This is a genomic window from Haploplasma axanthum (assembly GCF_900660745.1).
In the GTDB taxonomy this organism is placed as follows: Bacteria; Bacillota_I; Bacilli_A; order Acholeplasmatales; family Acholeplasmataceae; genus Haploplasma; species Haploplasma axanthum.
This window is the reverse complement of the sequence record NZ_LR215048.1, coordinates 1,549,126-1,574,781: the sequence shown is the minus strand read 5'-3', so window position 1 is coordinate 1,574,781 and position 25,656 is coordinate 1,549,126. Positions and strand designations below refer to the sequence as shown.

Annotated in this window: 4 protein-coding genes; all 4 read left to right on the top strand. The window is 31.7% G+C overall.

Translation table 11 applies throughout. The features are described 5' to 3' along the window. Positions 1-38: 38 nt before the first annotated feature. The 4 genes from EXC62_RS07265 to EXC62_RS07250 all read left to right on the top strand — a co-directional run bounded on the left by EXC62_RS07265 (position 39) and on the right by EXC62_RS07250 (position 25,653). A complete protein-coding gene (locus tag EXC62_RS07265) occupies positions 39-2,540 on the top strand; it encodes a lectin-like domain-containing protein (protein WP_129747553.1) in 2,502 nt (833 codons plus the stop codon). 84 nt (positions 2,541-2,624) lie between these two features. Then, positions 2,625-4,613, top strand: coding sequence for a DUF1542 domain-containing protein (locus EXC62_RS07260; RefSeq protein WP_026391010.1), 1,989 nt, complete (start codon positions 2,625-2,627; stop codon positions 4,611-4,613). 224 nt (positions 4,614-4,837) lie between these two features. After that, positions 4,838-6,172: an ATP-binding protein gene (locus EXC62_RS07255; RefSeq protein ID WP_026391011.1), complete on the top strand. Its 1,335-nt coding sequence runs from the start codon at positions 4,838-4,840 to the stop codon at positions 6,170-6,172. Positions 6,173-6,930: 758 nt separating this feature from the next. Continuing rightward, positions 6,931-25,653, top strand: coding sequence for an InlB B-repeat-containing protein (locus tag EXC62_RS07250; protein WP_129747551.1), 18,723 nt, complete (start codon positions 6,931-6,933; stop codon positions 25,651-25,653). The last annotated feature ends 3 nt before the right edge of the window (positions 25,654-25,656 follow it).

The window sequence follows — 25,656 nt, the reverse complement described above, 5'->3', positions numbered from 1 at the left end:
TATTAAGTATTAAAGATAATACAGTAGTTGTTAATGCAGTGGACACTGATGATGGAGAAGCACAATTGTTAGATATTAATCAAAATGATGTGAAAAACTACTTTAATCATTATGGTGTGTCAAATTATATAGATAGTAATAAAAGAATTAATCTTATTAATAATCAAAAATATGAAGTTGGAACAACTTATTTTAAAGAAAGACTTTCTGTAAAATATGATTTTGAAGTTGAATTGGATATTAACATGCTAAGAGTTAATAATCCAGGAGATGGATTAGCATTAGGATTTACAGAAAGTGAAATCGGAACTTTAGGGCAAAGAGGCCAAGGCTTTGGAATAGTTGGAACAAACAATTCGGTTGCTTTTATTATTGATACTCATCAGTATCAAGCACCATTAGAACCACCAGTTCCTAATGTTTCACTTAGATATACAAAAACTCAAGGTAGTTTTTATGATGAAAATGGTAATTCAATTGGTCTAGCAACTGGAAATTGGGCGACAAAAGTAAATGCATCTGATTTTGCTGGAAAACTAACAAAAATGACAATTTATTATAGTGCAAAAGATAAAACAATAACATATAATTTTCTTGGTAAAAATTATGTTGGTAAAATGGGTAATATAGGTGCCGAAACTGGGCTTGCATTTTTAATTTCTTCATCATCAGGTGAGAGTACAGATATTATCGATTTATATATTAAAAGAGTTAGAGCAAATCTTATAACTGTGGCACCTGGAGAAATAAAGATTGTTGAAAATAATAATGGAAGCTTTACCTTTACACCAATTAAAAAGGGTGGTGGAACTTATATGACAGGAAGTGAGTTACACATCCCAGGACTAACTAAACCACTTATAATAGGAAGTAATGGTTCTGTAACTGTTCCAAGAAATCAAATGCCAGTTAACGATATAACAGGTAGGGCATATATAAAAGATCCAGATAAAGGTAATTCAGCATCAATAAATATTAATGTTTTTGGATATAAGACCGTAACACCGATTATTAGCGGAGCAACAATACCAGAAGGTGTTCATGTTTTAACCATAACTAAACCAAACGGTAGCTATTATAAAACTGATAGTATTATAAATATTAAAGATTTTTCAAATACATATAAATTAACAGCAAACGGACTTCTTATGATTGCAAGAAGTAGTTTTCCAATGTATGATTTAAATACGACACTAACAGTTAAACAACTTGAAAAAGAAGTATCAAACGAAGCTATGGTTTTCATACCAGAATATAAAACTATATATGCTGAAAATATAAATCAAAATCAAAGTTATTATGGAGATGTAACTATTAGTTTTAAAAAACCTAATGGTGATTTATATCCTAATGGTACAACAGTTACATTCGAAAAAATGGGAGATTTTGTTGTTGATTCAAATGGTTATATTACTATTCCTTTTGATAAACTAGAGTTAAATTCTTTTACTGAAAAATATGTTATTAAAGAATATGATAAAGAGCAATCTATAGAGGCAAATATCACTATTAAGGGACAAAATGATAGTGAAAGAATTATTATACAAAATAAAATTTTAAGTAAAATGAATGAATTAAAAACTAAACTAGATAGACTTAATAACCTGACCGATGAGAGAAAAACAGAACTTATTGGTAATATTGAACAATTATATAATAATGCTATACTTAAACTCGATGAAACAAGAACCAGTGTTGATGGCGAAGTAGTTTATAATGATTCAATAATTGTTTTTGAAAGAAAGAGAAGAGAAATAGTATTAGAAGATACTAAGGATGGTAGAATCAAAAACATTATTAATTATGGGGATGAACTTATAGAGAATGTTAAAAACTTGCACGTTACTGAAGAAGGTATTGAAGAAGAATATATTAAACTTATCAAGGATGAAGTAGTAAAAATAAATGCTGATATTTCTAATGAAAGCAATGTAACGGGCGTTGAATCTAGATATACTAGAGGAATTGATGAGTTAAATAAAATATACTTAAGTGTATATAAAGTTAAAAAAGTTGAAGAACTTGTTTTAGCAGGTAATGATACAAAAACCGCAATAGAAAATTTAGAGATTGATTCAACTGATAAAACTAGAATTAAGGGTATTGCAGAGATAATCGTTCAAAGAGTAAGTGATGATATTAATGGAGCACAACTAGTTAGTGTAATTGATAGTTTATTAAGCGATGCGAAAAAGGATTTACAAAGGCTAATTGATCAAGCAACAATTATTGAAGAACAAGAAGCAATAAATCTATATTTGCATAATTTAAGAGAAAAAGCTGATGATACGAAGAATAGTATAGAGACTTATCAACCACTTAGTGATGATAGAAAAGAATATTACTATGGTGAAATTGAAAGAATTTATGAATTAGGTAAAAAGGAAATCGAAGAATCTGCAACTGCAAGTGATGCTCAAGTAAAATATCAAGACAGAGTTATAGAAATGACTGCAGAACTTAATAAAGCACGATTAGAAAATATTAGATTAATTGCAATAAATAATTTAAATAATAATTATGAAAGTATTAAGAATTAAATTAATGAAGAAAATGATTTAACTACTGAAGAAAAAAAACAATATAATGATGACTTATTAGATATTTTAAATGACAAAATAAGTTTGATTAATAACGAAACAGATTTTGGAGTTATAGAAACTAATAGAGCAACTGGTGTTGATGAAATGAATGTTGTTTTACTAACATCACACCGTCAAGCAGCAATAAATGAAATAAATACTGAAAAAATAAGAATTAACGGTTTAATTGACCAATTTAAAAATGCTAATGACGATGAGAAAAAAGCTATTACAGATAAAATTGGAGCTGACGTTCAAACTGCTATTGAAAATATAAATTCTAATAATCAAAAAAACTCAATAGATCAAATTGTAGTTGATACAATTGAAGAAATGAATAAAGATTTTGATACTCTAAGAACACTAGAAATTAAACGAAGTAATGCATTAGAAGTAATAAATAGTAAATATGAAGAAGTTAAGAGAAAAATAGAAGAAGAGCCATTATTTACTGATGAACATAGAGATGCGTTTAATGCAGCGATTAATATACTTAAAGAAAATGCTGATGAAGAAATAATTAGTGCATCAATTGATGATATTGATACTATGCTTGAGTATCATTTAAATGAATTTAATAGAGCATCATTTGCAATTTATCAACAAACTATGTATGATAAAATGATTCCAGAAGAAAAACTAATTGAAGAATTAAGTAATATTACGGTTACTGAGAAAAATGATGCAATCAAAGCTAATCAAGATGAAACAATTTCTCAAGGAACAATTATCAATTATGCAGGAAATGAAGATGAAGCAACAACAGCAAAAGATAATGCAATTAAGTATTATAATGAAACATACAATAATTTAAAGCGAATCAATGATGATCGTACAAATGCATTAAAAGAAATTGATGATTATGTATATGAAAGAATTCCATATGGAGAAATAACTGATGAACTACAGGAATTAATCGATGAAATAAAAGGGAATATTAACCAAGAAACAGAAACTGAAAAAATAGAACAAGAAGTAATTGATGGTAAAAACCGTATTGGTGAATATATTGATAATAAGATCAATGAAGTTAAGAAAAGAGTAAGAGAAGAATTAGAAGAACATGCAAAAAAAACAATCAGTGAAGAAATAGAAAAGATTATTAATGACCAAGTAGATAAGGTTAATGGTAACACTTATTCAAATGAGCCGGAAATTGAAAGAATCATTGAAGAAGGTAAATATTTAATAGATAATCAAGAATTAAAAGAAGTAAAAGATAAGGTTAGAGAAGAATTAGAAGAATACGCAAAGAAACCAATTAGCGATGAAACACAAAAAATCATCGATGATCAAGTAGATAAAGTAACAAAAGATAACTATAAAGATCAAGATGAGATAGATAAAATTATTGAAGAAGGTAAAAAATTAATTGATGATAATGAATTAAAAGAGACAAAAGATAAAGTAAGAGAAGAATTAGAAGAATATGCAGAAAAACCAATTAGTGATGAAACACAAAAAATCATCGATGATGCGGTAGATAAAGTAACAAAAGATAACTATAAAAATCAGGATGAGATAAATAAAATTATTGATGATACTAAGAAACAAATAGATGAACAAAAACTTAAAGATAATAAAAATACTATTATTAATGAGTTAAAAGAAAAGTATGAAGAATATATAAATAGCGGTAAATATTCTGAAAAGGGATTACAAGAACTAAGTGAAATATACGAGAATGCTGTTAATCAAATTAATGAAGCAAAAACATTAACCGAAGCAGAAAATAGTAGGGATAAAGCAATAGAAGATTTTGCTAAAGTTAAGCAAAATAGTAGTAATCTTATTTATATAATAACTCTTAGTATTATGACGTTAATAATTTTTATTTTACTAATAGTCATAAAAATAAAAAAGAGAAGTAATAAAAAACTTATGAGATCAACTACATTGCCAATTGTTATATTATTAAGTGTTGGAGTATATAAAGCTTTAATTATTCTTGCAGCAATAATCATTATGATTCTTTTAGTAAGAATAATATATTTAAATGTTGTAGCAAAAGAATTAAAAGAGAAAAAATAGTTTTATCATAAAAACCAATATAGGTGATTAAGTTACTTGTATTGGTTTTTTACATATAAAGAATGAATATTTTTGTTAGACTTTTAAATGTCCCTCATAAAATAGCATATAATTAAAAAAAGTGACTCATAAAATAGCGTATAATTAAAAAAAGTCACCCATAAAATACTTATTTATTGAAAAATATAGAATTAATATATATAATGATATTGGAGGCGATTGATATGTATTTAAAAAGAAAAGTTGATAGTTATCTAATTGAATGGAAAAAGAACATTGGACATAAACCTTTAGTTGTTAAAGGACCTAGACAAGTTGGAAAGACTGCAGCAATTTTGAAGTTTGCTAATGAACAATATAAAAACTATATATATATCAATTTTATTGAAGAACCTATATATAAAGGTATTATTGAAACAGGTTATTCAGTAGATGAAATTATAAAAAACATAAGTAGAATTGATCCATATAAAAAATTTAATTCAGAAGAAAAAACACTTATTATTTTTGATGAAATTCAAGATCTTATTGAAATATCAACATCGCTTAAATTTTTTAGTATTGATGGTAGATTTGATGTAATTTGCAGTGGATCACTTTTAGGTATAAATTATAATAGAGTTGATAGTGTCAGTACGGGATATAAAACAGATTATGAAATGTATTCACTAGATTTTGAAGAGTTTTTATGGGCAAAAGGATATGATGACTCACTTAGAGAAGATATGTTAAAAAAAATGTTAGAATTAAAGCCATTTACTGAACTTGAATTTAAGTTATATATGCAGTTATTTATTGATTATACAATTTTAGGTGGAATGCCAGAAATTGTTAAAGATTACATAGTTAATAATTCCTTTGAAGGTACTTTAGCTAAACAAATTCAAATTTTAAATGACTATAAAGAAGATATTAAAAAATATGCAATTGGTGTTGATAAGAGTAGGATTATGAATGTCTTTAACCATATACCAGTTCAACTTGCAAAAGACAATAAAAAATTTCAAATAACAAAAGTTGATAAAAAAGCAAAAACATTTGATTATCGAGGAACAATTGAATGGTTATATGATGCTGGAATTGTTAATTTGTGTTATGGATTAAATAGTCTTCAATTACCATTAAAAGGAAATTACGATGAGTCTAAATACAAAATCTATATGAAAGATACTGGCTTATTAATTGCGCAGCTTGATGAAGAATCACAACAAGACTTACGTGGAAATAAGAATTTAGGAGTATATAAAGGTGCCTTATATGAAAATTTTGTTGCAGATGCTTTCGTTAAAAGTGGATTAGAACTATATTATTATAAAAAAGAAGATTCAACTTTGGAACAAGATTTTCTTATAAGATCAAAAGATAATATAGTGCCGATTGAAGTAAAAGCGAAAGATGGCAATTCCAAATCATTGAAAACATTAGTTAATAATGATAAGTATGAAGATATAACTTATGGCATAAAACTTGCAAATAAGAATATAGGATTTAATGAAGTTTTTTATACTTTCCCATATTTTTTATCGTTTTTAATTAAAGATTATTTGAAATTAAAATAGAATTTTATATAGAACTGATGAAAGAAAGAGATTTATTCTTTCTTTTTTAGTTTTTTATTAACATTTGTTTTAGACATACATAAATAATACGAAATATTAGATAATAAAAACGAAAAAATTAATCAAATTAAAGTGATTTTTTATTTATATAAATCATTGTTATCTAAATTATAATAAATATAAAAAATTGAAAACTATTTTTTTTATTGTTGTACTTTTTTTCACAACTTTTAATTTTAAAAAAAGGTGTAAAGACACATTTATGTGAAAAATAAGTTATTTGTGAACTTAAAGTACAATAAGAATGTGCGATTATTGATAAAAATTTGTAATTCATAAATAATTATAAATAGATATTTTATAAGTAATTATTCAGTTAAATGTAAAAAATAAATAAAAACATATTAAAAAAATATTAAAAATTAACGAAAAAAATGACTATTATTACATAAAGTGTTATAATGTTGATATCTAGACTATTTACAAAAAATATAGTTTAAAACTTATTGGGCTTTGCAGCAAGAGGATATTAAACATAGTATAGAATGGACATGATGATAGATGATGACGAGAAAAAGCTTTAATATAAAATCTAATACTAAAAATTTTAAGTTTAATTTTTTAGTGTGTTTTCACATATACGTGTTCAATTTGATGCGAGACAAATATAAAAAAAGTAATTTAATAAAATCTATAAATAACAACATAATTTTAAGTGCTTTTTTTGCTTATAGACATTTTGATTGGGGGTGTACCAAATGAATAGTAAACTCAAAAAAATTTTAATAACAATTTTGATGATTATTTTTTCTGTAACTTCAATACTTTTTATTTCGAGAAAAGTTAATAACTCTTCTGAAAAAGAAAATATAGAAGTAGTATCACGCAGAGATCCTTTCTATTCAAACGGAACCTTTTTATCTGAAGAAGGAACTGAAATTGATCCGTATGTAATAAGTAGTAAATCTAATATGGATGAATTGTCACGACAAGTAAGTGAGGAAAAGAAGACTTTTAAAGGAAAAGTATTTGTTGTTGATGCAAATGTTAGTGAAATAGATTTAGGTAATTTTGTTCCGATTGGAACCAGGACATATCCATTTGAGGGAATATTTGATGGATATGGTACTAACTTTATATTAAATATAGATAAACCAGCTCTTGAGTTACAAGGGTTATTTGGTCATATAAGAACAGGGTTAATAGAGAATGTTTCGGTATCAGGAAGCATTACAGGATATGATTTTGTAGGTGGAATCGTTGGTTGGCAAGAATCAGGAACAGTTAGAAATGTCTATAATACAGCTAGAATTGAAGCAACGCGAAATACAGCAGGTGGAATAGTTGGATACATGGGACAAGGATTACTAACCAATGCCTATAATCGAGGAGAAATTATTTCACTTGATCAAGCAGGTGGAATTGTAGGATATGCACATGCGGCTTATGATACGAAACAAAATGAGATTACCAATGTTTACAGTTCAGGCACAGTAACATCAAATAATTCCACGACAACTGGTGGGGTTATTGGTCTTAATCAATCGGCAAGTTACAATAGAAATGTTAGAACGAATCTCTATTATGACATTACGGTTATCGCAAATTACGATCAAAGCAAAAAGTATAAACCATCAACTGATCCAAGTGGGCAAGGACTCAATAGTGGTATTATGTTCTCACAAATGAGTGGGAAGTTTGGTACTGGCTGGGTATTTAGAGAAGATTCTGGTAGTTATTCATATTATCCACAATTAACCTATTTTAGCGCTCATACTAATAAACTGATTAGTTCAAGTTCAATGGAAAGTGTTATTTATGATACAAAAGACGGTATTGGTACTGAAAACAAACCATTCTTGCTCCGTAGCATCACAGATATTGAAAAATTAAAGACACAACTAAATACTGGTGAAACATATAAGGGTTTCTACTTTAAAATTGCAGAAGGTAGAGATTATTTTAATTTAGGAAATTTTATTCCAATAGGAAATAATAGTCATCCATTTTATGGAAGTTTTGATGGTAGCAATGTTGAATTCACAGTAAATATAAATAGTGAAGCAAGTTTCCAAGGATTATTTGGACACTTTGGATATGGAACGATAAAGAATTTATCAGTAACAGGACAAGTGATAGGAAAAGATAACGTTGGGGGCATCGTTGGATATAAAGAATCAGGAACGATAACCAATGTTTACAATAAAGCCAATATAAAAGGAACAAATTATGTTGGAGGGATTGTCGGAAATCATGGAACAGGGTTATTGACACAAAGTTATAATAGTGGAGATGTGACAGCGACAGCGACCAGAGCAGGGGGCATCGTCGGACACTTAAATCAAGGAACGATTAATCATACGTATAACAGAGGAGAGATAATAGCCGAAGCACAAGCGGGTGGTATCATTGGATATGCGTATGCAGCATATGATACGAAGCAAAATGAGATAACAGATAGTTATAGTGCAGGATTAGTATCAGCAGGACAGCAATCCGTGGGCGGCGTTATCGGAACGGATCAAACGGCAAGTTACAATAGAAATACAAGAGCACGACTTTATTATGATACGTCTATTTTAGTACAGTATGATCAGCCAAAAACATATAAACCAAGTGTAGCTATTGGTGCTCAATACGGACTTACGAGTGCACAATTACTTTATGGTGGATTTGATTTATTAAAAATGTCGACAGGTATTTGGCATTATGAGCCAAAAAATGGAACTACAGCATATTATCCACAATTGTTAGTTTTCGCAAACCACAGTAAAACAGATATTAGTGGAGATTCCTTTAATTCAGTTTCTTATGAAGTTGGGGATGGATTAGGTACTAAAGATATTCCATTCTTGATTAGAACTAAAGAAGACATGGATGAATTATCTAAAAAAGTAGCAGCAGGTAATACGTTTATTGGGTATTATTTTAAAGTGGATGATAATATAAATGAAATTGATTTAGAAGATTTCATAGCAATCGGAACTAGAACATATCCATTTGAAGGAACATTTGATGGAAACAGCGTTAATTTCATATTAAACATTGATAAACCAGCTCTTGAGTTACAAGGGTTATTTGGTCATATAAGAACAGGGCTAATAGAGAATGTTTCAGTATCGGGTAGTGTGATAGGCTATGATTATGTCGGCGGTATTGTTGGCTTGCAAGAATCAGGAACAGTTAGAAATGTCTATAATACAGCTAGAATTGAAGCAACGCGAAATACAGCAGGTGGCATTGTTGGATACATGGGACAAGGACTGCTTACCAATGCCTATAATCGAGGAGAAATTATTTCACTTGATCAAGCAGGTGGTATTGTAGGATATGCACATGCGGCTTATGATACGAAACAAAATGAGATTACCAATGTTTACAGTTCAGGCACAGTAACATCAAATAATTCCACGACAACTGGTGGGGTTATTGGTCTTAATCAATCGGCAAGTTACAATAGAAATGTTAGAACGAATCTCTATTATGACATTACGGTTATCGCAAATTACGATCAAAGCAAAAAGTATAAACCATCAACTGATCCAAGTGGGCAAGGACTCAATAGTGGTATTATGTTCTCACAAATGAGTGGGAAGTTTGGTACTGGCTGGGTATTTAAGGAAAGTACTAAAACAGATGCTTATTATCCACAATTGGCAGTATTTTCTAATGACAGCTATGAACCAATTAGAGTACAATCGGAAGAATCAGTTAAGATAAATATTGAGGGTGGATTAGGAACTGAAGAGTTTCCATTTTGGATATATACGATTGAAGATATTGAGGATTTAAAAGAAAAAATTGAAAAAGGTAATACCTTTAAAGGTTTCTTCTTTAAAATGGATATAAATGTTACGGAAATGGATTTAGGAAATTTTATTCCAATAGGAAATAATAGTCATCCATTTTATGGAAGTTTTGATGGTAGCAATGTTGAATTCACAGTAAATATAAATAGTGAAGCAAGTTTCCAAGGATTATTTGGACACTTTGGATATGGAACGATAAAGAATTTATCAGTAACAGGACAAGTGATAGGAAAAGATAACGTTGGGGGCATCGTTGGATATAAAGAATCAGGAACGATAACCAATGTTTACAATAAAGCCAATATAAAAGGAACAAATTATGTTGGAGGGATTGTCGGAAATCATGGAACAGGGTTATTGACACAAAGTTATAATAGTGGAGATGTGACAGCGACAGCGACCAGAGCAGGGGGCATCGTCGGACACTTAAATCAAGGAACGATTAATCATACGTATAACAGAGGAGAGATAATAGCCGAAGCACAAGCGGGTGGTATCATTGGATATGCGTATGCAGCATATGATACGAAGCAAAATGAGATAACAGATAGTTATAGTGCAGGATTAGTATCAGCAGGACAGCAATCCGTGGGCGGCGTTATCGGAACGGATCAAACGGCAAGTTACAATAGAAATACAAGAGCACGACTTTATTATGATACGTCTATTTTAGTACAGTATGATCAGCCAAAAACATATAAACCAAGTGTAGCTATTGGTGCTCAATACGGACTTACGAGTGCACAATTACTTTATGGTGGATTTGATTTATTAAAAATGTCGACAGGTATTTGGCATTATGAGCCAAAAAATGGAACTACAGCATATTATCCACAATTGTTAGTTTTCGCAAACCACAGTAAAACAGATATTAGTGGAGATTCCTTTAATTCAGTTTCTTATGAAGTTGGGGATGGATTAGGTACTAAAGATATTCCATTCTTGATTAGAACTAAAGAAGACATGGATGAATTATCTAAAAAAGTAGCAGCAGGTAATACGTTTATTGGGTATTATTTTAAAGTGGATGATAATATAAATGAAATTGATTTAGAAGATTTCATAGCAATCGGAACTAGAACATATCCATTTGAAGGAACATTTGATGGAAACAGCGTTAATTTCATATTAAACATTGATAAACCAGCTCTTGAGTTACAAGGGTTATTTGGTCATATAAGAACAGGGTTAATAGAGAATGTTTCGATATCGGGAAGCATTACAGGATATGATTTTGTAGGTGGAATCGTTGGCTGGCAAGAATCAGGAACAGTTAGAAATGTCTATAATACAGCTAGAATTGAAGCAACGCGAAATACAGCAGGTGGCATTGTTGGATACATGGGACAAGGACTGCTTACCAATGCCTATAATCGAGGAGAAATTATTTCACTTGATCAAGCAGGTGGAATTGTAGGATATGCACATGCGGCTTATGATACGAAACAAAATGAGATTACCAATGTTTACAGTTCAGGCACAGTAACATCAAATAATTCCACGACAACTGGTGGGGTTATTGGTCTTAATCAATCGGCAAGTTACAATAGAAATGTTAGAACGAATCTCTATTATGACATTACGGTTATCGCAAATTACGATCAAAGCAAAAAGTATAAACCATCGACTGATCCAAGTGGGCAAGGACTCAATAGCGGTATTATGTTCTCACAAATGAGTGGGAAGTTTGGTACTGGCTGGGTATTTAAGGAAAGTACTAAAACAGATGCTTATTATCCACAATTGGCAGTATTTTCTAATGACAGCTATGAACCAATTAGAGTACAATCGGAAGAATCAGTTAAGATAAATATTGAGGGTGGATTAGGAACTGAAGAGTTTCCATTTTGGATATATACGATTGAAGATATTGAGGATTTAAAAGAAAAAATTGAAAAAGGTAATACCTTTAAAGGTTTCTTCTTTAAAATGGATATAAATGTTACGGAAATGGATTTAGGAAATTTTATTCCAATAGGAAATAATAGTCATCCATTTTATGGAAGTTTTGATGGTAGCAATGTTGAATTCACAGTAAATATAAATAGTGAAGCAAGTTTCCAAGGATTATTTGGACACTTTGGATATGGAACGATAAAGAATTTATCAGTAACAGGACAAGTGATAGGAAAAGATAACGTTGGGGGCATCGTTGGATATAAAGAATCAGGAACGATAACCAATGTTTACAATAAAGCCAATATAAAAGGAACAAATTATGTTGGAGGGATTGTCGGAAATCATGGAACAGGGTTATTGACACAAAGTTATAATAGTGGAGATGTGACAGCGACAGCGACCAGAGCAGGGGGCATCGTCGGACACTTAAATCAAGGAACGATTAATCATACGTATAACAGAGGAGAGATAATAGCCGAAGCACAAGCGGGTGGTATCGTCGGATATGCGTATGCAGCATATGATACGAAGCAAAATGAGATAACAGATAGTTATAGTGCAGGATTAGTATCAGCAGGACAGCAATCCGTGGGCGGCGTTATCGGAACTGATCAATCGGCAAGTTACAATAGAAATACAAGAGCACGACTTTATTATGATGCATCAATTCTTATCAATTACAAACCTACAAAACCTTACAAGCCATCAACGGCTATTAGTGGACAAGGCTTAGACAAAGTATCCATGATCGAAAATGGATTACTTAATCGAGGATTTAGTTCATCTATTTGGGAATTTAGATTAATTGAAGGAAATTATGCGTATTATCCTCAATTAAAAGTTTTCGCTAATCATGAGAGTAATACGGTAAAGAGAGACTCCGTTTTATCAGTTCGAACCAATCCATTTATGGGTGATGGTACCAAGGATAGTCCATATTTGATACGTACAGCGCAAGATATGCTTAATCTTTCAAATGCAATTACAAATGATTTTGATGCAGAAGATACTTACTATAAAGTGGCAGCTGGAGCTATGGTGTTTGATTTAACAACCAATGGTTTTACTGGTATTGGTTCGAAAAATACGCCATTCAAAGGTCATTTTGATGGTAGTCATGCAACTTTTATATTAAATATTAATGCGACTTCAAATTATCAAGGCTTATTTGGATATATTTCACAAGAATCAACAGTAGCTAATCTAGCTGTAAAAGGAAATGTAAGAGCACAAGAATATGTCGGTGGAGTCATTGGCTACAATGACGGTACTGTCGAAAATGTATATAACGTTGCTACAATAGAAGGTAGTCAATATATAGGTGGAGTCATCGGTTATAATGGTGGTTCTTTAAGTATGACATATAATACAGGACATATATTTGCTAGTGGAAAATATGCGGGCGGTATAACTGGATATAATCAAGGTAGTATAGAAAATGGTTATAGCAGCGCACGTGTACATGCTACACAATATGTAGGTGGAGTCACCGGATTTAATACTGGAAGTTTAGCAAATCTTTATTATAATAAAACAATGATAGAGTTTTATAGTCCAGGGAATGGATTACAAAAACCAAGTTTTGCGATTGGAAATCAGCAAAATTCTGATGATGTTACAGGCTTAGGTAAAGAAGAGATGTTTAATCTCAACACCATGAATTTTGATAGTACAATGTGGACAGTTAAAAATAAAACAGGTATGTGGGACTATTTCCCTCAGTTAACTAGTTTTGCATCCTTTGGATCAACAGTCACAACAAATTCAATTGAATCAGTTAGAATTATTCGATTTGCTTCAGGCAATGGTGATGAAAATAGTCCTTATATCATTAGAAATGCTGAGGATATGGTGGTATTAACTGAGGTAGCGAAAGAAGATAGTTTATCTGGTATATATTTCAAAGTATTAGATGGTGTACAAACAATCGATTTAACTAATGAAAACGAAGAACTTATCAGTAAAAATATGACTTTTTCTCCTATAGGCTCTGATAGTAGACGTTTTAAAGGTATATTTGATGGTAATGGCGTAACATTTAAGATTAATATCAAGGGCGGCAATTTTGCAGGCTTGTTTAGTGTTACTGAAAATGCAACATTAAAGAATTTTAGTACGACAGGACAAGTAAGCGGTGCTGACAATTCAGCTGCCGTTGTTGGATATGCACTAAATACAACTATTTCAAATGTATATAATAAGGCAGTTGTTATTGCAACGGGTGCACATATTGGTGGGATTGTCGGATTAGCCAATAAAACGACAGCCGGTGTGACTAAACTTAATCATGTTTACAATGATGCAAGTATTACGGGACGACGAGTTGTAGCAGGGATTGTTGGTAATGCTGAAAACGGAACACAAATATCATATGCATATAATACTGGCGATATCACTGCAACTGCTGATTATGCAGCTGGTATTGCAAGTTATTTAAACAATGGGCTTATTCATAATGCTTATAATGCAGCAACCATTCGTGGTGGTAGTATTGTTGGTGGAATCGTTGGTAATCTAGCAGGTATCTCAGCCGTAACTAATAGCTATTATGATGCATCAATCATTGATGCTGACACAAGAACGGTTGGTGTTAAACCAGTACAAGCGATTAACAATGCATTAGATAAGGAAGATGTAAAAGGCATTGGGAAAGCATATTTAACAGGAGAAACTCAATTATCATTTGATAGAAATCAATGGATTTATATAGCAAATGATGGTGTCAATGCATATTATCCCCAATTAAAAGTATTTGCTGAAGGTAAATATCCAAGTATCAAAGAGGATTCGTATGAATCGGTTAAATCCTATATTTTTGCTGGATTAGGTACTGATGCATCGCCATACATCATTGTTAATGAATTTGATATGGTGATATTATCAAATTTAGTATCAAAAGGTGAAGATTTTACGGATGTTTACTTCAGAGTTAGAGATAATGCATCAGAATTTGATATGACACAACCAGGATTAAGCTACGTGCCAATAGGAACACAAGCCATACCATTTAATGGACAGTTTAATGGTAGTGGTGTTAACTTTAAATTGAGTTTACAAGGTAGTAAAGATTATCAAGGTCTCTTTGGTTTCACAGGATCTCAATCAGTTATCTATCAATTGTCAATTTCAGGACAAATAGAAGCTAATGACTATGTTGGGTCAGTTGTAGGTTATAATCAAGGACTTGTTCATACCGTGTATAGTACTGCTAAAATCAATGGACGTGATAATGTTGGTGGTATTATTGGTTATAATGCAGGTGATTTAAACAACACATATTATATTTCAACATTAAATGCCAGAAATAACGTTGGTGGTATTATTGGACTGAATAAAGGTACAATAAATGATGGGTATGCTGTTGCTAAAATATCAGGGCAAAGTAATTCGACACTAGGTGGAGTCATTGGATACAATGAAGGAACTGCAGAAAGACTATATTACGATAAAGAAATTGCCGACATATATAAAGTATCAAATGCATTAAAACCGCAAAAAGCAATTGGAAATCAAGCCGAAACTGTAGATGTTTTAGGACTAAGTTCAGCTGTTATGCATAATGGTAAACTAGATAGTTTTGGTTTTAATGATACAAGTAAATGGTTACCACTTACACCTTATAGTTTTGAAATCTATTACCTACAATTAACTTATTTTGGTAAACATAAAACTAAGATAATTGTTGATTTATCTAAAAAATCTGTTTCTGCAATGAGATTTAAAGAGGGAACTGGATTAGAAGATGACCCATATATTATTAGAAATGCTGATGATATGAAAGCAGTTTCTGACCTTATTATTGCAAGAAACAATCTAAAAGGTATTTACTTTAAAGTAGCTGATGAAGTCGAAGAAATTGACTTAACTACTTTGACACCAAACTATGTGCCAATTGGAAACGAATCTTATAAATTTGAAGGATCTTTTGATGGTACATTTACCAAATTTAATGTAAATTTAAAAATTGATGCTTGGTATCAAGGACTTTTTGGCTACATTGGTTCTTCAGGTGTTGTTAAAAACTTATATGTAACAGGTAAACTGGAAGCACGTCGTTTTGTTGGTGGTATTGCTGGACGAAACTGGGGACTTATAGAAAACGTCTATAATCAAGCAACTGTCGTGGCATATGATTATTATGCTGGCGGTATTGTTGGTTATAATGATGGTACGATTAGAAATGCATACAATATAGCAAATATTAAAATAACAAATTACGACCATGTTGGTGGTATTGCAGGTGGACAAGCAAGAAATAGTTTAATAGAAAATGTGTACAATACAGGAAATATTCATGGTAGATACTATGTTGGTGGTCTAGTTGGTTATGTCTCAGGTACTGTTCAAAATGGATATAGTGTAGGTGTTACTACCGCAGTAGGACAACCGGGTGGTGTACTTGGAACAGCCGATGGTAATGCTATTGCTAAAAACTTGTATTATGATATGTCAGTTATGATGACATCTAAACTATCTGGCACTAAAGCAACCACAGCCATTGCAGGTTTAGTCGATAAAGATGACATAAAAGGTCTTACTACAGCGGCATTAAGTGGCGGTTATCTACCAGATGCAGTCTTTGATGATGGTATCTTTAAGTTTAGATCAAATCAAGCATATCAAGCATATCATCCACAGTTAACTGCTTTTGCAGACAGTACTTTATCATACATTAAAATGGATTCTCTGGATTCTGTTGAAAGACAAATTTTCCAAGGCGATGGAACAGAAGAAAATCCATATTTAATCATATCAAACTCTGATATGAAAGCATTAAGCCTTATCGTACTTCAAGGAACCGATACTGAAAATATCTATTTTAAGGTATATAAAGAAAAACTAATATTTGATTTAGCAATTGCTAAATTAGATTATTTAGCGATTGGTTCAGTAATTACACCATTTAAAGGTCATTTTGATGGTAATGGTGCAATATTTAATCTAAACATTAATAAAACTGCAGATTATCAAGGATTATTTGGTTATGCTGCTGAAAATGCAAGTATTAAAAATTTAACAGTAACAGGTAAGGTTACAGGTAAAAATTACACAGCAGGTATCGTAGGATATAATCAATCGATATTAGAAAATGTAATCAATGAAGCGACAATTACGGGAGATACCCATATTGCCGGTATCGCAGGATATAACAAAGCAAACATAATAAATAGTTACAACACTGGAAAAATTCAAGCATTTGGTGATTTTGTTGGTGGACTTGCAGGTGTAAATGCCGGAGAAGCCATCATTGAATATAGTTATAATATGGGAAATATTAAGTCTGATCATGCTAATGTTGGTGGACTCGTAGGTAATAATCTGGACAATGGAACCATTAGATTCAGTTTTAATCATGGTGATGTAACAGCTAGTGGAAACTATGTTGGAGGCATTACAGCAATAAACTATGGTCATGTCCAAGATGTCTATAATACTGGTAACATTGAAACCGGACAAGGATATATTGCTGGACTCGTAGCTATGAATTATGGAGATATTCATACTTCATATGCAGCAGGACATATTATTGGACAATCATATGTTGCAGGACTTGTTGTTTTTAACTATGGTACTGTTGAAAAACTTTATTATGACAGTGAAAATGTTATACCGCAAAAGGCACAAAAAGTGTTTGCTCCAGTGAAGTCAGCAATTTATCAAGTTGAAGATACAATGGATGTTAAGTCTTTAACACTCGAACAAATGACAGGTTTATACGCTATTGGAAATAATGATGAGCAAATGAACATTTCTAAAGAGTATTATAATTTAAGAAAAGGTAATGATTTCACATCATATTATCCAGAGATTTTATATTTTACAACTAAAGATACAACAAGACAAGAACATTCAAAAATTTCAGTTAGAGATCAACGATTGACTGGTAATGGTACACTTCAAGATCCATATCTTATCTATGATGGTTATGATTTAATGACCATTGATGAATTCTTATTAAATGGTAATGATTTTACGGGAAAACACTTTAAGGTTGCAGATGGGGTTAAAGTTATTGATTTAACGATCAAAGATGTAGCATTTAAACCAATTGGTAATGATCAAGCATTCTTTAATGCAAAACTTAATGGAAATGGTGCCAATTTTATAATTACTCTTGATAGCAAGGATCAAGACTATCAAGCATTGTTCCATACATTAGGTAACCAAGCTAATGTGAATAACTTTAGTATTTCAGGAACAGTATTTGGACGTAGTTATGTTGGCGCGGTAGCTGGGCGTAACTATGGAACGATTGCACAGGTGACAAGCAGTGTATTCATTAAAACATTTGGCTCAAACTCAGAATCGGGTAATAGTGTTGGTGGTATCACAGGTGTGAATGGTGGTACGATTAAAAATACCTTTAACTTGGGTATTGTTGAATCAATTGGTTCATTTGTTGGTGGTATTGCTGGAGAAAATGAAGGCAATATTCAAGATAGTTATAATAAAGGTAATATTAGTGGTCGTAGTATGATTGGTGGTATCGCTGGTATTAATAGAGGCGAAATTATTAGAACTTACAATACAGCCAATATTACTGCACAAAATACGTATGCAGGTGGTATCGCAGGAGAAAATGCTAGACTCATTGCGGATTCATTTAATGATGGTAGCATTTATGCTGAAAGCGATGGAGCTGGTGGTATCGCGGGCTTACAAAATGTTGGTGGTTCTGAAATACATGTTGTATATCATTCAGGAACAGTACGAGTGAAAGAATCATTAGCAGGTGGTATCATTGGTAAAATGGATTCTGGACAATTGTTTGATGCTTATGTGTCAGGATTTGTTAATGGAAAACATGAAATTGGTATGATTATTGGTCAATTGACTGGAGGTTCAGTTACAAGATCATATTATGATATCAATGTTTTAAAAAATTATAAACCAAGCGTAGCAACTAAACCAGAAAAAGCATTCGGAAATTTTGATAAACCAGACACCACAAGTGTGAAAGGTTTATATCATGGACAAATGATTGCACAAGATAGTATTGGAACAAAATCACGTCAAATGAACTTCTATTATGGCGGATCTTTTAAGACTGCACTTTCATATGATAAGTATTCTTTCTATCCACAAATAATTGGTTTTGCTAATAGTACAATCGAACTTGTTAAAAATGATTCCTTAGAATCTGTAAGATCTATCACATTCATGGAAGGTGATGGAACACAAGCAAATCCGTACATACTTACCGATGAATCAGATGTTATCGCATTAGCTGAAACCGTTAATAGTGGAAATACCTATGAAGGAGTATATTTTAGAGTCAAACCAGGTGTTACACAATTTGACTTTGCTGATGAAACACTCAATTACATATTTACAGCAATCGGTAGTGCTAACAAACCATTTGAAGGTAGTTTAGATGGTAGTAAAGCAAACTTTAAAATAAAATTAAATGAAAATAAAGATTATCAAGGACTATTTGGTTATATTGGTACACATGGACATGTTTATAATTTATCAGTGTCTGGTCAAATCAAAGGTTATAACTATACAGCTGGTATCGCAGGTTATAATCTAGGAAACATTCATGATGTTTACAATCAAGCAACTATTGATGGAAGAGACTATACAGGTGGTATTGCAGGTTATCATGAAGGTAAAATTGAAAATGTCTATAATAAAGGTGCGGTTACAGGGTACAACTATACAGGCGGTATCGCTGGTATGGTTAAGAATCGCTTGGCATATTCCTACAACATTGGGGTAATTTATGGCAAAGATAATGTTGGAGCGATTGCTGGATTTTTAGAACAAGATTTTATTAGTTATAGTTATTTTGATAGTCGTATCTTGAGTGCATATCGTGATGCTAACGGTTATAAGAAACCTACCAAAGCAATCGGTAATTCAAACCAGGCAGATAGCGTATATGGTTTGGATAAAAACTATATGATAGGTGCTAATGCATTGGGTTCTGGTAGTTTACAAATGAATTTACCAACTACCGATTGGGCAACCAACTTAAATATGGATCCTAATCAAAATTATCCGCAATTAAGAGTGTTTGCTGCAGCAGATAATGCAGCTTTAACTAAAGAATTATCAAAAGACTCAACACAAACAACATTATATAAAATAAACTATGATTACAATGGTGCTACCGAACGAAATACAGACATGTTCCAATATGTTATGTTTAATTATCATTATAAATCGGTCGTTCCTTTTAAGTTTGGATATGAACTTGAAGGTTGGTATTTAGTAGATGAAGATGGAACTAGAACAAAATATACTGATAAAGAAGGCTTGAGTTTAAGCATCTTTAGCCATGAGGAAGATATCACACTTGTAGCTCATTGGGAAATTGCTAAACATACGGTATCGTTTATTGATGGAAATAATAAAGTTGTAGATAGTCTTGTTATTGAACATGGTGGATTTATTGAATTATCAGATGTAGTACCAAGTAAGAATCCAAGTGCAACTAAAGTTTATTTCTTTGATAGTTGGAACTTTGATGTAACACAACGTATTGAAAAAGACATTAAAATTTATGCAACATATACTGAGAAAGATCGTTATTATAACATCACATATTTAAATGGTGATGGTGTCGTAATAAAACAAGAAAAAGCAGAGTATGGGAAAAAAGCAGTTGAGACACAAATCATACCGACAAAACTTTACCACGATGATATAGCATATCAGTTTATTGCATGGGACTTTAATTTTGAAGAATTAATATATGAATCAAAAACAATAAATCCAATTTTCAAAGAGGTTGATCGTTGGTATGACGTCACATTCGTAAATAGCGATGGAACACCGCTTGTTACAAGAAAAGTGGAATATAAAACACGCGCTCTAGAGCCAGATCAAAGACCAACTAAAGCAATGGATGAACGATATACATATGTATTTAGTGGTTGGGATAAAGATATTAGCGAAGTTACAGAAAATATGACTGTTACTGCGCAGTATGAATCTAAAACTCGTTACTATATTGTTCGATTTATTGATGGCAATGGAAAAGTATATAATATGCAAGATGTTGCTTATGGAGAGTCGGCAGCTACACCAAGTGGATTGCCAAGAAAAGAACATCATGATTTAAAAGCTTATAAATTTATTGGTTGGGATAAAGAATATACGTATGTGACAGAAGATATGACAGTTAATGCTTTATTCCAACAAATCAAACGATATTGGGATGTAACGTTTGTTGATGGCAATGGTGATATTTTCATGATTATCAAAGATGTAGAGTACTTATCAGAATCACCACTACCGGATTTAATACCGACTAAAGATGCAACAAATTCACATGTTTATAAATTCATTGGTTGGGAAGATACGTATAAACAAATTGGTGAAAATACGATTGTAAAAGCCCAATTTGAAGAATCATTAAGACCATTTACAGTAACATTTAAAGATGGTAATGATGAAGTATTTTCGACTCAAACAGTGTTATATGGAGAACATGCAACAGATCCAGGAAGACCTACTAAAAAAGCAAGCGATCAATTTGGATTTAAGTTTACTGGTTGGGATAGAACACTTAAAGATATTACAGAAGATACAATCATTACAGCTCAATTTACGCCAGTAGATAAGTACTACGCAGTTGTCTTTTATGGCTGGGTTAATGGTGTTAAGATGATTGTTGATCAACAACAAATCGAATATGGTATGTCAGCAATCGAACCATTGCCTAAACTACCTTCAACAGGTAGAGAGGACACCCAAAATGTATTTACTTCATGGAAACTTGTTTCCGGAACAGGCTACTTTGATTTTGTTGAAGACAATATGGCATTTGAGCCTGCCTATGTTACTCAAGATATTAAATATAAAGTGACAATTATCAATGGTAATCAAACAACAGTTTATGATGTAAAACATGGTACGGTATTTAATCTACCAACACCGTACAAAACAAATACTAATCAAATCATCTATAACTTCCTTTCATGGCAGTTAAATGGTGAAACCATTCAAACAGTCGGTAAAGTTTATAGTGATTTAACTATTGAAGCTATTTTTGAAGCCGTCTATAACTACTATATTGTTAGATTCTTTGACGGCAATGGGCGATTAATTGAAACGCAACACGTATTGCGTGGGGACGACATCAAAACACCAAGTGCCGTACCGACAAAAAACAAAACAACAGATAAAGTATATGTCTTTACTAAATGGAGTAGAGCATTTACTGATGTTGAATCGGATTTAGATATTTATGCTGAATTTAAAGAAGTTGATCGTTATTATACAGTCACATTCTATGATGCAAATGGACAAGTCATCTCTATCCAACCAAACATTGAATTTGGTCGTAACGCGATTGCTCCACAAGCACCAAATAAACTAGATACACCAATGTATCGCTATGAGTTTATTGGGTGGGATACACCACACACCAATGTTCAAGATAATCTTGATATTAGACCAGTCTATGAAGAAATTACTAAAACATTTGAAGTAATATTTAAAGATGGTGACGGCAAGATTATTAGTACGCAACATGTTGAGTATGGTAAATCTGCTATCGCACCAAATGAAGCATCAAAGACACCAACTGATGATCTTTATTACTTATTTATTGGTTGGAACAAATCCTTTGATTCTGTAGTTGAAAATATGGTCGTTGATGCACAATTTGATAGTGTGCAACGATGGTATAAAGTAACATTCATGGGACAAAACGTACTTAAAGAAGTTGTCATATTAATTGTTCAAACAGTTGAATATGGTAAGGATGCAACTGACCCAATTAGATTAATTGATATTAATTTTGTTGATGATGATTTTGTTTGGGCAATCGTTGGATGGCAAGGTGATTTTGAAGAAGTTAAAGAAGATCGAGTCATCACTGCTGAATATGCGTTAGTGCCTAGATATTATGAAGTAATATTCCAAAATTATGATGGAACGGAATTATTAAGACATGAAAAAGTACAATATGGTAGTGATGCCATCCTTCCGAATGAAACCCCAATAAGGGAAAGTGAAGATCCAAATTATCGCTTTGAATTTACTGGATGGAGTGAAGATGTAACATTTATTACTAAAGATTTAATTGCTATTGCAGAGTACAAACAATATTCAAATGTTAATATTGTGAAATTTATTGATGGTGACGGTAATGAACTGGTCAGTTATGAAGTTTACTGGAATCAAGATGCACCAAATCCAATTGACATAGGATATATGCCAACAAAAGAAGCTACTAAACAATATGTTTATGAGTTTGTGGGTTGGGATAAACCATTAACACAAGTCAAAGAGGACCGCGTGATTACTGCACTATTTAAAGAAGTTGAGAGAACGTATCGTGTTGTATTCGCATATGATGACGGTAAAGTTATTAAAGAAGAACATGTAAAATATGGTCAATCAGCCACAGCACCAGATGCAGCATTGATTACATTACCAGAAGATACAGAAGAACATAAGTACAGTTTTATTTGGAGTCGTCAATTTAAAGTAATATCAGAAGATACGCTGATAACTTTAATTGTAGTAGAAGAAAAACAAGAATATACTTATATTTTCTATGATGCAGATGGTAAGGAATATCTCAAAGTAACTGCACCTTATGGTACACCAATTGAAAAACCAGTTCCACCAACTAAGAACATGACACCACAATATGTGTACACTTTCGTGGAATGGGATAATGAAATTCCAGTATTCTTGTTAGAAAATCTAGAATTTAGACCGATTTTTGATGAAACAGTTAGAACATATACGGTTACTTATTATGATGGCAATGGTGATATTTTTGGTGAGGTACAAATAGTTCCTTATGGCACCAATGGTATGATTCCAAAGGAAATACCAACGAAATTATCGACTAAGCAATATCATTATTACTTTAGAATGTGGAATCAAAAACCAGAAAATGTTAAAACAGATTTAATTATTGATGCAGTGTTTAATCATGAACTCGTTGAATATGAGGTAACATTTGTTGATGAAAATGGATTACCATTTAATAGACAATTGGTTAAGTATGGAACTGGAGCTTCAGAACCAGAAAATCTTCCACAAAAACCACCAACTTACAAAGAAGTATATGTGTTTGCGGGTTGGGATAAATCATTTAACTATATTACAGATGATACTATTGTTCAAATTAGATATGTAACTGTAACAAGACTTTATATGTATACATTCTATGATGAAGATGGTATTACAATCTTAAAACAAATCAAAGGACCATACGGTACTAAAATCATACCACCAGCAGCACCGACTAAAACATCTGAGGATGCATCTTTTAAATATGAATTCATTGGTTGGGATTTACCAGTGGCTGATGAATTAACCGAAGATGTATCCTATGTTGCACGATATAAAATAGTAAAAGTTAAATATTTCGTATATTTCTATGATGGTAATGGACTAGTACTTGATGCACAACATATAGAACATGGTAGTGCAGCAGTATCACCAAGTAGAATACCAACTAAAGAAATGACGGAAAGATACTACTACGAATTTATTGGTTGGGATCAGTCGTTTGATGAAGTGACCCAAGAAATGCATATTAAACCATTATTTGAAAGAAAAGACCGTTTGTTTACCATCACATTTAACTACGACGGTAATAAGCAGGTCAAGATTACTAAAAAATATGGGGAATCAATTAACCTATACACAGATCCAATTCCAACAGCAAAACGTAAAGGGTATTCATTTGATCGTTGGGATAAAGATTTGACTAATATTACGCAAGATATTCAAACATCACCACTCTTTATACCAGATCGCTTCACAATTTATTACTATGTTATGGATATTGATGGTGCGCAAACTGTGTCTGAGGTAGTGACATTTGGCCAATCAACCAATGTTTTACCAACACAATACAGTAAACTAGCTTATGAATTTATGGGCTGGAAATTAGATCCACAAGATGATTACGTTAGTTATTCAGCTGGTGATAGTTTTGAGTATGATCTAGACGATGATTTATTATTATATGCATACTTTAAACCAATTGATTATTCAATTATCTATGATACTGATGGTGGAGAAATATTAAATCCAGATGTTTATAATGTGGAGAATAAACCTTCAATTCTACCAACACCAACTAAAGAAGATTATAAATTTATTGGTTGGCAATTAGTAGAAGTTGTTCAACAAGATGCTGCATCTGAAACATCATTTGCTAGAATGAGTTTCAGATACTTATCAGCACCAAAAATGATGCAAGCAACTATAACTACGACTGAATATTTTGATGTGGATGATATCACATATGGTTGGGTTAAACTAATAGCACGATATGAATTTGATGGATTTATAGAAATCAAAGAAGAATATAAAGAAACATACAAGATAGCATATGCTGAAATAACAACTATTCATGATGTTGAAAAACGTAAAAAAGATGATGATATGGGACCAGCATACCTATTTGGTATTCAATTGAATCAAACCCTTGCTGATTTAAAAGATAAGATTAGAAATACTAACATAGAATTTATTGATAGCAATGGTAATAGTATTACAGATTTAACAAAAGTAGTAGCAACAGGATATGAAGTTGTCATTAGAGATGAAAACAATCCATCAGTCTATAAGGATAGAGTTACTATGGTTCTTAAAGGTGATGTAAATGGAGATGGAAATGTTAATGTCATAGATTTAGGTGTCATAACGAATCATATTAATAAAAAATCACTTGTAATAAGCAATTTAATGTTACTTGCATTATTGCTTAATGATGACGATACTGTTGATGTCATAGATTTAGGTGTTTTAACAAATCATGTTAATGGAAAGCAAAAAATTTATGATTAAAGT